Source organism: Butyrivibrio sp. XBB1001 (assembly GCF_000424505.1).
In the GTDB taxonomy this organism is placed as follows: Bacteria; Bacillota; Clostridia; order Lachnospirales; family Lachnospiraceae; genus Butyrivibrio.
Genome location: NZ_AUKA01000002.1, coordinates 350889 through 366182, shown reverse-complemented (window position 1 = coordinate 366182; position 15294 = coordinate 350889). Strand labels below are relative to the sequence as shown.

At 41.2% G+C, this 15294-nt stretch carries 8 protein-coding genes; 1 reads left to right on the top strand and 7 read right to left on the bottom strand.

The features are described from left to right. Positions 1-7: 7 nt before the first annotated feature. Positions 8-3028, bottom strand: coding sequence for a glycosyl hydrolase 115 family protein (locus tag G631_RS17975; protein WP_051196829.1), 3021 nt, complete (start codon positions 3026-3028; stop codon positions 8-10). Between the two features lie 212 nt (positions 3029-3240). Between G631_RS17975 and G631_RS0104450 the strand changes: the two genes are divergently transcribed. After that, a complete protein-coding gene (locus tag G631_RS0104450; RefSeq protein ID WP_026488429.1) occupies positions 3241-3591 on the top strand; it encodes a DUF6054 family protein in 351 nt (116 codons plus the stop codon). Positions 3592-4025: 434 nt separating this feature from the next. On the opposite strand, the gene G631_RS17970 is transcribed toward G631_RS0104450, so the two are convergent. The 6 genes from G631_RS17970 to G631_RS0104415 form a co-directional block, all read right to left on the bottom strand. Then, positions 4026-5039 carry an alpha/beta hydrolase gene (locus G631_RS17970; RefSeq protein ID WP_196803814.1) on the bottom strand — a complete coding sequence of 338 codons (1014 nt, stop codon included), beginning with the start codon at positions 5037-5039 and terminating at the stop codon, positions 4026-4028. A 289-nt stretch (positions 5040-5328) separates the two neighbouring features. Then, on the bottom strand, positions 5329-5649 hold the full coding sequence (locus G631_RS0104435) for a hypothetical protein (protein ID WP_026488427.1): 321 nt from the start codon (positions 5647-5649) through the stop codon (positions 5329-5331). Between the two features lie 832 nt (positions 5650-6481). Beyond that, positions 6482-7981: an aminopeptidase gene (locus tag G631_RS0104430; protein WP_026488426.1), complete on the bottom strand. Its 1500-nt coding sequence runs from the start codon at positions 7979-7981 to the stop codon at positions 6482-6484. Positions 7982-8093: 112 nt separating this feature from the next. Beyond that, the gene (gene pheT / locus G631_RS0104425; protein WP_026488425.1) at positions 8094-10514 is read right to left on the bottom strand and encodes a phenylalanine--tRNA ligase subunit beta; all 2421 of its coding nucleotides are present in this window, start codon (positions 10512-10514) and stop codon (positions 8094-8096) included. A gap of 17 nt (positions 10515-10531) precedes the next feature. Next, positions 10532-11578, bottom strand: a complete 1047-nt coding sequence (gene pheS / locus G631_RS0104420) for a phenylalanine--tRNA ligase subunit alpha (protein WP_196803813.1) — start codon at positions 11576-11578, stop codon at positions 10532-10534. A 392-nt stretch (positions 11579-11970) separates the two neighbouring features. Then, positions 11971-15243, bottom strand: a complete 3273-nt coding sequence (locus G631_RS0104415) for a DUF5107 domain-containing protein (protein WP_026488423.1) — start codon at positions 15241-15243, stop codon at positions 11971-11973. Positions 15244-15294: the final 51 nt, after the last annotated feature.

Below are 15294 nucleotides of genomic sequence, written 5' to 3'. Positions count from 1 at the left end.
TAATGCTTTAATAATTTGCCTGTGGGCCAAGGTAGCTCTCTGGAAGCTGATAATCTTTTTTCTTGACCACAAGCTTTTCTATGATCACACCTGGGTCTTTTGCATAAATTCTAAGCTCATTGCAGCCCTTTTTAAGGCTTACTCTCTGGCAGATACTTCTTCCGCCTCGTAATACTCCCTGAGCCCAGTCCTCATCCTGCCATTCTGTATAGTAATGATCTGATACAGCATGAACAAGCTGCGGCATATTATCTGAAACTCCCAGATAAAAGCTCAGTCTTCCGCCCTTGTGATATGGGTTTCTTGTAAGAAGGTAAAAGACAACGTCATACTCTCCCTCTTCCTCCACATCAAAAACATATGCAACGCTTGGAGCTTTCTGGAAATCTTCAAAGGTCTTCATAGGAGGAAATGCCTTTATAGCTGAGTCTTCTCTTCCAAGGTGCTCCACAACTTCAAAGGAGCCTTCCTCTGAATCTTTTTTATCTGCAAAGTCACTGGCACTTATACAGCAGTAATTGTAATATCCTCCAACTCTGCCAAGTTTCTTGCCTGTGCTGTCCTCTGCATTTTCCGAAGTTGTTGGCAGGAGGCATACAAAGTCCACGTGGGTTTCCTGTCCGTTGTCAAAAGAGATCTTGACTCTTCCCTTGGACTCGAAGATCTCGCCGCTAACATCATTTCTCATAATAGAAACGACGCTTCTTCCTGCCTCTACTCTGCCCCTTAAGTTACTGAACTTAAGGGCCTTATCTTCAGGAATGATCTCGTAGTCAAAAGAGACATCTCCCTTTGTATCTATATCAAGGAATACTCCCTTAGTGCCGGCATTAAGGAAATCATCACATACTATAGGCGCCATATCCTGCCAGTGGGCGCCCAGATGGTATCTGTCATAACCTCTAAAGCTTACAATAGCCTTGGCTCCTGAAATAGGTGATACTTTAACCGGAGCTGGATAGAACCACTCTCTGTCATCCCAGGTCCTAAAGCCTGTGTGGGCTGAGCTAAGGCAATGGTTCCACTTACCATCTGCTATCTGGTGGAACTCTTTTACCAGCTGCTTATCAAGGAATATCCTGCCCTCTATCTCATTTATATAGCTATTTGCATATACTGAGCCTCTCTTTGCCAGGGCATGGTTAAAGCCAGTAAGGATCCAGGCAACGATCAGATTAAGAGAAGCTGTGGCAGCATAGTAAACCATACTCTCGTAGGTAAGAAGCGCTTCACCCGTCAGCTCAGCTTTGAGTCTTCCTGCTGTAGCCAGGATATCTTTTACCTCAAAAAGAACTCTCTCGCTTTCTCTGAAATGAACCGGGTTATAAATAGTCTCATTCATTGTTTCCGGAGTTCTAAGGGCATTGTATCTTGTATAGCCTTCAAGAACTTTGAACATATCCTTTTTCTGGGAATCGCTGAGTCTATTTCCAAACTGCTTGTTTATCCAGAGGTAGACATAGTTATCTATCTTGTTAAGGCCGTTTATGCCCCAGGTCTCATAGTCGTAGGCAAGATCCATGAAAAAGCTAAGTGGATACTCCATCTCTTTTAGGTCGCCCACATTGACGATCCACATCTTGCGAACGCCTGCCTCATAAGCCGTTGTCATCTGCTCCCAGGTCTTAGTAAGGCGGTTGCAGTTAGTCCACTCATAGCTTATAGGCGCTCCGTGGTAGTCGAAGTGGTAGTACATTCCGTATCCACCCGGGTGCTGCCTCTCTTTTTCTGTAGGAAGATTCCTTAAGTTTCCATGGTTGTCATCACTTAGAAGGAAAATAGTATCCTTGAGTTCATCCCAGTCCTTGAGGCCCTGACAGGTCTCATCTCCGTAGTAGTAATCCTCTACTTCCTTGTAGATTGCAAGCATTCTGGGAACATTCTTTAATACTTCCGCATAGTCGGCTTCGTTCTCAGCCGCCTTAGTATAGATATTATTTCCGTCCTTGAACTGGTCAAAAAGAATCTTATCCTGAGCAAGAATTGCCTTTTTTACGACCTCTATGTTATCCTTCATGGTTGCATCTTCTGGAAGAAGCTTGGAATCTGCCTCTCCACGCATACCAATAGTTATAACGCTCTCAAAATCCTTGTTTCTCTTAACACCGTTTTCCCAAAATCTTGTTATAGCATCAGCATTTGATAAAAAGCTCCAGGAATTGTCGTCCCCGTACTCCTTGTACTGCTGCTGCCACTCATTACCTGCCCTGAAAAGTGGCTCGTGGTGGGAGGTTCCCATAATAACCCCAAGAGTATCGGCAAGCCTTGCATTTTCTATGCCAGGACCATCCTCAGAAAAGTTTGAATTCCACATGGCAGGCCACATGTAGTTACCCTTAAGTCGCAGGAGTAGTTCAAAGATTTTTCTGTAGCACTTGGCATTAACGCCACCAAACTTCTCTGTTGCCCAGTTTCCAAAGGCTGGCCACTCATCATTTATAAAGAAGCCTCTATAGTAAACAGAAGGCTCCTTGGAGACATACATATTACTGTATGCGCTGCTTGATGTGCTTGCTACAGCGCCTGTGCCATTATAAGCTGGCTGGCCAACTATCTCGACATCAAGAAATTGCTTCTTTTCTGGAATTGCGTCACCAAAATAAACAAGAGGAGAAACTCCGCACAGCTCTGATAGCTGGAACATTCCATAGATTGTGCCTCTCTTGTCACTTCCTGCAATCACCAGAAGCTGTCTAGCTACATTGTTTGCCTGTACTCCGCCTGAAATTGCCACAGCAGGCATATCAATTATCTTTATCATGAAGACTTCTCTTTTACCTCTAAGTAAAGATAAGTCAATCAGGCCTCTCTGCTCCAGTTCATCAAGATACTGGCTCTTTCCAACAGTACCTATGAAAACAGCCGTATTTCCAGAAGCCTCGCCTACTGTCCCTATAATTCTGGGAGTAATGCCTGTAACCATGCACAGATCCTCAGCTATAGTATTACCAATCTCCTTAACTCCCTCAAATGCGCTCTCTTCAATGACAAGCTCTGCCATTGCGCGTCCGTCAAATATCCTTATCATGTCCACAACTCCCCTATACTTGATTATTGAAAAACATGGATCATTATAAGGATACTTCAAAGTCTGCGCATTTATCTACTTAATGCTTGCTTAAATCTTCCCATTTAGGTTATTGTATTTCTTTTTTTCTCTTATGTTACGATTTATCCTGCTCAGCATTTTGCTATAATTATTCTTGCTTACTTCAAGCAGGAAGGAATGAATTAACAAAAATGGATAGTAAAACTATATACTTAAAAAGACAGTCTTCAGATACAATGCTTGATTTATCGCAAAAGATAATGGATGACATGCACAAAGAAAGCCCTAATGCGGAAGTTGTTGTCTACAACATAGAACATGTGGGAGAAGCAGAAGTTCTGCTTCTTGGTTTTGAAAAATACTATTATAGAATTAAGAGCTGCGCCTCAGTTGTTATCCAATGCATTCATGTTGGTGACAAGCAAGTGGCTACGGTATCTGGCCTTGGTGGCGGTACCGGAAGATTATTGATGAGCTGGGGTGTCAATGAAGACTTCGCCAATATAGCTGCAGAAGTATTAAAAGCTCATGGATTTCACTAAATCCATGAGCTCAGACTTTGTCTACAGTCTGAAAGAAAAATAATTCAAATTATTTTTCTTTTTTTGACTTTATTTCCTTCTAAGCCGCTAATATAATGGTCTCTAGAATTAATCACTTTTTGATAGAGGCATTCAAAATGAAAAAATCTATTTTTTACCTTTTATTTCCATTTATCTTAATTGGAATACAACTAATATCTCTTCTTTGCGCATTTATTGGGTATGAAATACAAAATGTAGATAGTAGTCTGTATTTTTTGGGATTTTTAATTGCTATTTTTATTTTTATGCTGGGCGGAATCATTTCATTAACTGTAAATTTATGCGGATTAGTACATCTTCATAAGCAATCAGCAAAAAATATTTTTGCACCTAAAAAATTCTATGTATTTCAGATTATTGAATTGATCTTCAGTATACTCTGGATCATATTCTCATTTGCTGCATTTTCCAGTAGCATGAGCGTTTAACAGGTTAAATAGTCCGCTCTTAATTGCGTTGTTGTCGTGATCAGCTCCAGTAATCTCGTACCAGATGTGGTCAGTACCATTAGCCTCAAGTAGCTCATGATACTGCTTGGGATAAGTGCCTACAACTGAATCTCTACTTCCACAGCAGACAATGAATACATTCGGCTCTTTAGCACCTTCTTCAAATTTCATTTCATCTTCCTGAATCTGGCCTTCATGGGTCATGAATTTATCCTGAGTAGGTACGATTCCGGGAGCTGGAGAAATCGCGCAGACATATCCAAAAAGCTCCGGCCTTTGAAGGGTTATATAAATTGTCTCCCTTCCGCCCATGGAAAATCCAGCAAGGTAGGTGTTCTCTCTTCCTGTAAGAACTGAATATTCGCTTTCAATATGAGGCATAAGGTCATTTACAAGATCATTTATAAAATTGTCGTAAGGAAGTACGCTTTTGCTGTCAAAGCCAGGCTTCTGGTCTGGATCCGATGTGGCATACATATTAGGGCACACAACGATAGTCTCATCGATATATCCGTCATAAGCCATATTTCCTACTATTTCTCTTATCTTATTGGATTTGTCCTGAGAAAAAGAATATTCGTCACCGAAGATTCCATGTAAAAGATAAAGGACTGGATATTTCTTGTCCTTACTATAGTCTGCAGGCAAGAGGATGCTGTAGCCTCTTTCCATTTTGCAGGTATCAGAATAATAGGTTCCATGCGTAAACTCGCCGTATGAAACGTTGCCCCTTGTAGCTTCAAATATTACGGGACATCGCTCCTTTATTTCATCATCAAGAACAAAGGCTGTAGCCTCAGCGCCTTCCTCTTCTTCTGTCTTAATTCCTGTGGCAAAAGAACTTAAATCTTCACTACTACTTGTTACCATTTCACTCTCCCCTTGTGTACTTGCGCCGCAAGCGCTTAACGCCGTGATCAGAAAGGCCATAAGTACACATATACTTTTTTTCTTCATGTCAATAATCCCCATTTTTAGTGCTTTTACATACTTTAATTTCCGAATCTTTCCATGCTCTCAGGATAATACTTCTGCGCATTATAATCCAAAAGTACTCCGAATTTCTCCTTACCATCAAGAATTTTAATATCAACAGTGTCGTTATTGCAAGCACGATAGTTGCTTGATAATTCCCTAATTTTGCTAATATTTAGTAAGCTTTCATTAAATTCATATAAGCCGGTGTAATAAGATTAACACCGGCCATAAGAAAGAATTTCTTTTCTATAAAACTAAACCTTTTTCTTCATTTCTGATCCATATTCCTGGCTTCTTCTTTAAGAAGTGCAAGTATTTTGGGGTTTTGCATCATCTTTATTGATTCTACTGCGCATCTGTAGATCATAGCCATTTCTCTCTGCGCGCTATCAGAAATATTGCATTTTTTCTCCAGCATTGAAAAATGCTGAATTGCCTTTTCAGCAACAGATTTCGATATAGCCATTCCGTTGCAGTAAAGAGTTCCTGTCTCGGCATCAAAACGAGACTCCTCGTACGAAGTAGAAGCAAATTGTCCCGCTCCCATAGACGCTGCAAGCTGGTTAATTAGATCTGATCTGTCTGCCATAAAAAAAATCCTCCTATATGTTTTAACATTATTGCACGTATTAATTCTACATATTTCGTCTAACAAGGAAGTAAAGTTGAAGTAAAATTTATATAAATTTTGCTTACCGGAATTACTATCCACAATTATTCATTTCTGATTCATCTCGGATTTATTTGGGAGTTATCTCGGATTTATTTTGGATTTATCTCGGATTCATTTTGGATTTATTTCGGATTTTACATCTATATAATTGTTTTTGATAAATGGGATGAGAGCAAATTTTTTCAGTACATCTTTTATTTTCCTTTTTGCAAAAAAGTTGTAGCAATAGTCCGTTATTGCGAAGCTATCAAGGTATTTTGTTACTTAAACAACAACTTTCTTTGCAATCTTGAGTAAAAAGATGTAAGAGTAATTGGATAAACAAGTGTAATATTGAAGACTCAAGCTTTTTGTTACATCCTTTAAAACATAAACCAGATACCAGATGTATTGATAATTTTTTAACGTATCCAGTTTTAAAAGAATAGAAAAATAGCTGTAAATTCAGCTGAACAAGCTTGCCAATCTTGTTCAAGAACATTATTCAAGAATAAAGAGTCGCTAGCGACTCTTTCGCGCCGAGCGCGGTTGCATTTATGCAACATTTACCTATCGCGCGAGTGCGCATCCATAGCGGAGCGTTTTTTTATTGAATAGGAAAGCAATTTCCTATTCAATAAAAAAGCCTGCCTCTGTGAGCTAATCCCCACAAAGGCAGGCTAAAACCGCAGAAAACTGCAATTATTTATTATTTATTCGCTGCGTAAATTAACAGAAAGCACCGCAATTACTTATTACTTATTACTTATTATTCATTACGGAAGTCAACGTTCTGAAGGAATGATACATATCCTCTCTTAGCTTCAAAGAGGTCAGCCTTGTCAATTACTTCCCATGGTGCATGCATGTTAAGAACTGCAACGCCAGAGTCGATAACGTTCATTCCGTAAAGAGCGAGGATGTAAGCGATTGTTCCGCCGCCACCAACATCTACTTTACCAAGTTCTGCTGTCTGGAATACGATTCCATCCTTCTCAAAGGCACGTCTGATCTCAGCGATGTACTCAGCATTAGCATCGTTAGAACCTGACTTTCCTCTTGAACCTGTGAACTTGTTAAATACAAGACCTTCACCGAGGAATGCTGCGTTCTTCTTCTCAAATGCTGATGCATATGTAGGATCAAAGCCGGCACTTACGTCTGATGAAAGCATGCATGAGTTTGCAAGACATCTCTTAAGGAGAAGATCGTTATAGCCTTCTTTTGTAAGGTTCATAAGCTCTGCAACAGCCTTCTCAAAGAACTTACTCTGCATACCTGTAGCACCTACGCTACCAATCTCTTCCTTGTCAACAAGGATGCAACAACCTGTTCTCTTAAGGTTCTTGGCCTCAAGAAGGGCACGCATTGAAGGATATGCACAAACTCTGTCGTCATGGCCATAACCCATGATCATTGATCTATCAAAACCAGCATCTCTTGACTTGCCTGCAGGAACAATTTCAAGCTCAGCAGAGATGAAATCCTCTTCCTCAATTCCATAAAGGTCATTTAAAAGTGCAAGGATTCCGCGACGAACTGCACCTGAAACCTTACCACTCTCAGCCTTTTCTTCCTTCTCAGCCTGAAGAGCATACTTCTGACCAGCTGTAAGCTTAGGATCTGTCTTCTCAGCCTTCTCTTTCTCCTTGCTCTCTACAACAAATGGTCTGTGACCAATGATAAGATCAAGGGCTTCACCCTCTACAGCCTTGGCAGCTGTCTTGGACATCTGGTCAGCAGCAAGGTGAATAAGAAGATCAGAAATGAAGAATACTGGATCATCCTCATCTTCACCAACATTAAGCTGAACTGTAGTGCCATCCTTCTTGCAGAATACACCGTGGATTGCAAGAGGCATTGCAACGAACTGGTACTTCTTGATACCGCCATAGTAGTGTGTATCAAGGTAAGCAAAACCACCATCCTCGTAAAGTGGGTTCTGCTTAACATCGATTCTAGGAGAATCGATGTGTGCGCCCAGGATATTAAGTCCCTGCTCAAGTGGCTCTGAACCAAGCTGGAACATAACGATTGACTTGTTCATCCAAACGCTGTAAACCTTGTCGCCCTTTTTAAGCTTGGTCTTACCACCAATAAGAGTATTGAGCTCTTTGTAGCCTGCTGCCTCGATCTCATTGACGATTGTGTCGATAGCCTCACGCTCTGTCTTGGAGTTGTCAAGGAAGTTCTTGTACTCATCAGCAAACTTATCAACAGCCTTAAGCTGAGTAGCATTGTAAGTAGTCCAAATATTTTTTCTGTTCATATATAAAGCTCCTTTCCATAAGATAGCCATTACTAACTAAAGTAATGGCTATTATAGCACCTATATTAATAATAATCAATTGTGTGCAATTTATTTTATAAAATCTTGATAATTATGATCTGATCTCAATGCCCATAGTAAATGACAGCTTTCTGAGCATCTTATCTACATATCCATTTATTGCATCATCAGTAAGCTCTTCATCCTTAGGAGTGAAGGTGATTGTAAATGCCATACTCTTCTTGGTTGGAGGAATTGGAAGTCCCTCATATACATCAAAGAGCTTAACATCTGTTACATACTTGCAGGAGCCATAGATAGCATCCTCAACTTCTCCGCAGGTAACAGTCTTTTCCATGATAAGAGCAAGGTCACGCTTAACTGTAGCAAACTTTGAAAGTGGCTTGAATGTAGGTGTCTTGCCATACCACTTCTCAAGTACAGAAAGATCGATCTCGCAGATATATGCAGGAATTCTCATATCTGTATCATCCTGGATTTCGTAAGTGATCTGTCCAAGATATCCAACCTCTTCGCCCTCACATGTGATCTTGGCTGCTCTGTAAGGATGGAGGAATGTCTTTGTTGTAGGCTCATACTTGAAGCTTACGTGAAGAGCATCTGCTACGTTCTGGGCAAGTCCCTTAAGTGTAAAGATATCCTCACCTTCTCCAAAGATACCAATGCAAAGAGTAGCCTTCTCATCTGGATAATCTGTAAGTGGAAGAGACTTTGGAATAAATCTGTTTCCAAGTTCAAATAATCTTCCCTCAAGAGTTCCCTTCTTCTGGTTTCTTGCAATTGCATGGATCATCTGAGCTGCAAGTGTAGTTCTCATAAGAGAAAGGTCCTCATTGATCGGGTTAAGGATCCTGATTGCTGTTCTCTCACAAGCATCCTCAGAAAATCTCAAAAGATCAAGGTCACTAGGTGAGAAGAATGAGTAATGCATACACTCATATGCTCCCTGAGCGCAAAGAGCTCTCTTAAGTTTAAGCTCTGTCTTCTGGCGAAGATTTCTGCCGCCCATTGTTACGCCAGCATTCTTGAGGAATGTAGGCTTAACATGGTCATAACCATACATACGGATAAGTTCCTCTGCGATATCAGGATAATCTTCCATATCCTCACGATATGCAGGAATCTTGATAGTAAGCTCATCACCATTTATTACTGGTTCAAAATTAAGGTTTGTGAGGATTCTCTTTATCTCGTCCTCTGGAACCTCTATACCAAGAACACCGTTTACCTTCTTGATAGAAGCTTTCATTTCCTTCTTTTCAAGGCTGTTTCCTGTATTGATATCAACGTGAGTCTTTGAAACCTTACCAGCACCAAGCTGTTCAATAAGGTGAAGAGCTCTCTTCATAGCAATAACAGTTGTGTATTCATAAACACCCTTGGCAAAAGCTGCTGATGAATCAGATGACTGTCCAAGCGCTCTTGAGCTCTTACGGATGTTGTCACGCATGAATTTAGCTGCTTCAAAAGTAACTGTAGTTGTTGTATCACGGATTTCGGAATTAAGGCCGCCCATGATACCTGCAAGAGCTACAGGCTTCTTGCCATCGCAGATAACAAGGTTATCTGTAGTAAGTTCAAACTCATTCTCATCTAGAGTTACAATCTTCTCTCCTGCCTTGGCACGTCTTACAACAATCTTGTTGTCCTCAAGGAAATTGCCATCAAAAGCGTGCATTGGCTGTCCAAGCTCTCTCATGATGTAGTTAGTGATATCTACAATGTTGTTGATAGAGTTGTTGCCTACCATAGCAAGTCTTCTCTTCATCCAGAGTGGGCTCTCTGAAAGCTTTACATCATATACATAGTGGCCAATGTATCTTGGGCAAAGATCTGGGTCTTCAACAGAAACGCTAAAGCCTTCATTCTCAACATCAGTCTCAGTGTAGCTAAGATCAATCTCTTTTAATGGCTTATCAAGAGCTGCTGCTACTTCTCTTGCAAGACCGTAAATGCTCTGACAATCTGGTCTGTTTGCTGTTATAGAAACATCAAAAATCCAGTCATCAAGACCAAGGATAGGCTTTACATCGATACCAACCTCTGTATCTGCAGGGAAAACAAGAAGTCCGTTGTAACCAGCGCCTGGATACATATCTTCAGATACTCCAAGCTCAACGCCAGAGCAGAGCATACCTTCTGAATCGTAGCCGCGAAGCTTGCCCTTTTTGATAGTAGCAACGCCAACAACTGTCACATGATCCTTGGCAGTCTCAATGACTGTAGCTCCGTCAAGTGCCAGAGGATACTTGCCACCAGCCTGAACATTATCAGCGCCGCAGCAAACCTGGAATGTTCCATGCTCGCCTGCGTTTACAGTGCAAACATGAAGGTGAGTATCAGGAATAGGCTCACAGGTTAATACTTCTCCTACTACAACCTTGGAAATGTCTTTACCAACTTCCCAGCACTCTTCAACTTCAAAACCGCAATCGAAAAGCTTTTTCTCAAGCTCCTTGGGTTCAATATCTATATCAACAAAATCTTTTAGCCAACTTAAAGGTACTAACATTTTATCTTCCTCCCGATTTATTCGTAGTGATCGATCTGCTTAAGAACATCAATATCTGACTCATACAAAAGCTTGATATTGTTGATACCATACTTAAGCATAGTTGCACGCTCAATTCCAATACCAAAGGCAAAGCCGCTGTATTCTTCTGAGTCGATTCCGCAGTTCTCTAAAACCTTCTTGTTAACGACACCGGCTCCGAGTACCTCGATCCAGCCTGTACCCTTACAGAGATTGCAGCCCTTACCGCCGCAGGCAAAACAGCTACAGTCAACCTCTACAGAAGGCTCTGTAAATGGGAAGTATGAAGGACGAAGTCTTGTTGTTGTTCCCTCACCAAATATCTTCTGGGCAAAGAGCTCAAGAGATCCCTTAAGGTCGCAAAGTGTGATGTTCTTGTCAACTACAAGTCCTTCCATCTGTGAGAACATTGGTGAATGTGTTGCATCATCATCAGAACGGAAAACCTTACCAGGTGATAAGATTTTGATCGGAGGCTTCTTGTTCTCCATAACATGGATCTGACCTGATGAAGTCTGGGTTCTAAGAAGGAACTCAGGGCTTAAGTAGAAAGTATCCTGCATATCTCTTGCAGGGTGATCCTTGGGAGTGTTAAGGGCAGTGAAATTGTAATAGTCATTTTCAATCTCAGTGCCTTCGTAAATCTCAAATCCCATTCCGGCAAATATATCAATAAGAGTTTCTCTCATCTGTGTTACTGGATGAAGATTACCCTCATAGCGCATCTTGGCAGGCATTGTAACATCCTGTTTCTCACTCTCGTATCTAAGCTGGAGCTCTTTTTCCTTCATCTTCTTGTCCAGCTCCTCAAAGTGCTCAAGTGCCCACTGTTTAAGCTCGTTTACACTCTTTCCGTATTCAGCACGATCCTCAGCAGGAATGTTCTTCATTTCCTTCATAAGGGCACTGATCTTGCCAGTCTTGTTATCCATGAAGCTCTTTCTAAGTTCATAGACAAGTTTAGAGCTGTCAAGCTTCTCAGCATTTGCCTTGATCTCTTCACGGATTGCTTCAATTTTCTGACGTAATGCGTTGTTTTCCAATTTTCCTTCCTCCTATTACTACTATTACCTTATATTGGACTTTTTTGTGTAAAAAGATTTTTCTTATTGCACAAAAAAATCCCATAGCATCAATTTAATGCTATGGGACGAATTATTCCGCGGTACCACCCATGTTCATGTCTCTTAATACCTTAGTACCAAAAGAAACATGCTCTCATTAGTCCGTAACGGGGACCACCGTTCCAATCTACCAGTTAAAGATATCGCCTTCGAAAGGACTGCTCCAGCGCGAAATTTCCGATAAGGGATTACTCATGGAGCTCTCAGCCAGTGACTCCATTTCTCTCAGCAGCATCTTCCTATCATCTCGGGGACATGCCCCACGCCTTCAATGCATTTTCTATATTTACTAAATAATTCTATTTGTCATATTAAAAAAAGTCAACAACTAATTTGTCATATATATTTGCAAGCTGATGATTCTTATCAAGATTAAGGACCTCTTTAAACCACTTTCTTGCTTCATTTGCCCTTCCAAGTCCCATATTGCCAAGTCCCATCAGGTAGTAGCAGTGAACCTTGTTCCTCATGTCCATATCAGCATCAAATACAGACATGTCAGGCATTGAAACAGCAAAATAGTCCATGACAAATTTATCATTTATATGATGCTCACCATAATCAAGAAGCTTATAGAACCTTGTATTGGCGCTGCTAGTATCGCCTAGAGCCTTAAAGGCAAGCCCCTGGAACAGGATCATATCTGCAGGCTGATCATAGTAGTACATGACACCTGCTGGCTCAGACGTTCCAAGAGTTGCAAGTTCAAAGTTCTCCCTTGCTTTTTTATCATCTCCAAGCTTCTGATAACATAGCCCCATCAGATAATAGAGGTTATTGTCCTTGGTTCCCTCAAGTCTTCCTTCTCCAAGATTTTCAGGATATGAAAGGGCCTTATTTATCAGCTCTATGGCCTCTTTAGCCTTGCCATCACTAAACTTCTTTGTAGCCATCATAAAAAGAGATAGCTTAAACTGGGTAGTTATCTTGCCTTCTGCTCCCTCCCAGGTCTGGAAGGAATGGGAACAAATCTTTTCATTGGCAGCACTATACTGGCCTAAAAGGTTTAATAGTGTGACATATTCAGTATAGAGGTCATCTCTTTTTTCTATCAGTCCAATATTTCTGTCAAAATTTGCAAGACGCTCCTCTGCGCAAATTCCAAGCTTTTGATAGAGCTGGTCAAGCTCCAAAAATACCCTTGCATCGCTGGTATCAAGCTCAAAGGCTTTTTCGATGCACTCTTTTGCCCTGTCCTTGTCACCGCGCTTATTGTAGTAAGCAATAGAAAGATTTCTTGTGAGTGTTGCAAAAGACTCATCAATCTCTCTTGACTTCTCCCAAAGCTCAATTGCCTTGTCATAGCCAAGCTTATCATAGTAAAGGCATCCAAGATAGTAGTAGGCCTTGGCGCCATCTGGATTAAGTAAAATACACCTCTCCAGAACCTTTATGTCTTCAAGCTTATTTGGAAAACAGTACTTAAAGGATGCTTTTTCAGCCTCCAAAAGAGATTTCCGTGCTGCCTTACCATCCCCCTGTTTATCAAAATAATATGCCTTATAATAGTATTTAAGCGGGCTCTCCTGACTGCACTTATCAAGGGCGCAAATTGCCTTGTCATATAGTCCAAACTCAGCAAAGTCTCTTGCAGTCTGAAGGAAATTCTCAATATCCCCCGTTACAGCCTCGCCACTATAGTCTTCATCAAGCTCTGACAAAAGAAATCTGCTTACAAAGTCAAAAACATCCACCTTCAGATTTTCCTTAAGATACTCAATAGCCGCATCTCTTTGACCAAGGCTTACCAAAAGAGCTGCCTTAAGGCCCCTTGCCTTTATGTTATGAGCATTCTTTATAAGCCCCCTCTCAACAAGGTCAAGAGTAGCCTGCAGCTGTCCCTTTCTAAAGGCAATCACAGCAAGATAATAAAAAGACATCTCCTGCTGAGCATTTGTCCAGGTTGCCTTATAAAAAGCATCATAGGCCTCATCAAGTCTTTCCTGATAAAAAAGTGAAAGTCCAAGGTTATAGTAAGCCTCGCTGTCATAGGGATTTGGATTAAGCCTTGTCATCCTCTCTATAGCCTTTTTAAAGTACTTCTCAGAAGCTTCAAATTGGCCTCTCCTTAGTAGCAAGAGACCATAAGCATTATTGATGCGGATATCCCCCTCATCTCTTTTAAGTCCCTCAAGATAATATCCATCAGGAAGGTAGGTTGCATGCCTGTACTGCTCAATATGCTGCCCTGTCAAAAAAAGTTCCTCATTAGTCTGGATATTTTTTGGCGCCTCGGCTGCTCTTGCGGGCTCTGCAAGCTTTGGAATTCCATAGTCCTTTTCCTGATATGAAACAAGCTCTTTTCCCTCATGACAAACAGAAACTTTCACCTTATATCTGTCAAGTCCCTCCATAGGGATTTCCTTTTCAAACACGTCCTCTGGAGAAATGGTTGCCTTTTCGCTAAGGATTTCCTGTCCATCATAAGTTACCTTGATATCAGCATCTTCAAACCTCTCTGTGGCATAGACATAGACCTTTACATCCTTTTCATCTACTTCAAGATTCACCATAGCTTCCAGGCTTGCATTTCTAATGTATCCTGCCTTTTTATAGGGCATAAAGTACTGCTTGAACTTCTTTTCCTCATAAGGATGAAGCCAGGTAAAATCAGGCTGATTGTCGCAATAAACGCCTGTCATAAGCTCAATGTACGGGCCGTCCTCATCTGTAAGATTTCTATCCCAGGCTTTTCCAAAGTCTCCGCATCCCCAGGTCCACTGCTTCTTACCAGGTGATATGTGATGATCAGCCACATGAAGGAGTCCCGCCTCCTTGCCATAGTCATAACCTCCAACGAAGTCAAAATCAGACTTCTCAGCCATGTAGGATGTTGGCACAGGAATATTTTTGTATCTGGAAATATCTACACCTGCGCTGTAGTCGTGCTTGTAGTACTCTCCTGTTGCAATTGGAAATCTTGATACAGCTCTTTTTCCATGGTCATAGACGCTGTGAACGTCTGGTGGAAATACTGACTGGGTATTGTCATTTACAGAAACTGCCGGGTTTGCCCACCAGAGGAAGGTCTGTGGAAGAGGTGTTCTGTTATAGAGCTGGCCCTCAATCTCAATGTATGCCTTGTCAGGATAAAGAGTTATTGAAGTAATGACCCTTGTTCCGTACATTCTGTCCACGTCTCCCAAAAGAAGTGACTTGGAGCCATCTTCATTTTCCCTGAGCTGATATTCAACCTTCATGTAGGTTGTTGGCCTGTGGTGCTGAGGCCAGTTAAATTCTATTCCTCCGGAAATCCATGGGCCTGTAAGTCCTACAAGGGCTGGTTTTATCACGCGGTTATAATATACAAAATCATAGCCGTTAGTCTTGTCATAGGCTCTCTGGATCCTGCCTCCCAGTTCAGGCATTACCATGACCTTTATATATCTGTTCTCAAGAAATACGCAGTTCCACTTTTTATCCTTCTTTTCCCTGCTGATGGTGCTGGTTGCAGGATATGGATAAATCTTGCCGCTGCTACCCTGATAAACTCTCTTTTCAAGAAACATCGGATTTACATCCGGCTCTCCAACTTCATATGTAGGAATGCTTACCTCTTCTTCCCAGATTTTCACTTGATCCATAGCTATACTCTCCGTTTATATAAAAAATGACTTATTTAAAACTATGTGCCT

What these genes read in the sequence shown, in the direction of transcription:
- G631_RS17975 (WP_051196829.1), bottom strand. Translation starts at nt 3,028, where the DNA reads ATGATAAGGATATTTGACGGACGCGCAATGGCAGAGCTTGTCATTGAA.
- G631_RS0104450 (WP_026488429.1), top strand. Translation starts at nt 3,241, where the DNA reads ATGGATAGTAAAACTATATACTTAAAAAGACAGTCTTCAGATACAATG.
- G631_RS17970 (WP_196803814.1), bottom strand. Translation starts at nt 5,039, where the DNA reads ATGAAGAAAAAAAGTATATGTGTACTTATGGCCTTTCTGATCACGGCG.
- G631_RS0104435 (WP_026488427.1), bottom strand. Translation starts at nt 5,649, where the DNA reads ATGGCAGACAGATCAGATCTAATTAACCAGCTTGCAGCGTCTATGGGA.
- G631_RS0104430 (WP_026488426.1), bottom strand. Translation starts at nt 7,981, where the DNA reads ATGAACAGAAAAAATATTTGGACTACTTACAATGCTACTCAGCTTAAG.
- pheT (WP_026488425.1), bottom strand. Translation starts at nt 10,514, where the DNA reads ATGTTAGTACCTTTAAGTTGGCTAAAAGATTTTGTTGATATAGATATT.
- G631_RS0104415 (WP_026488423.1), bottom strand. Translation starts at nt 15,243, where the DNA reads ATGGATCAAGTGAAAATCTGGGAAGAAGAGGTAAGCATTCCTACATAT.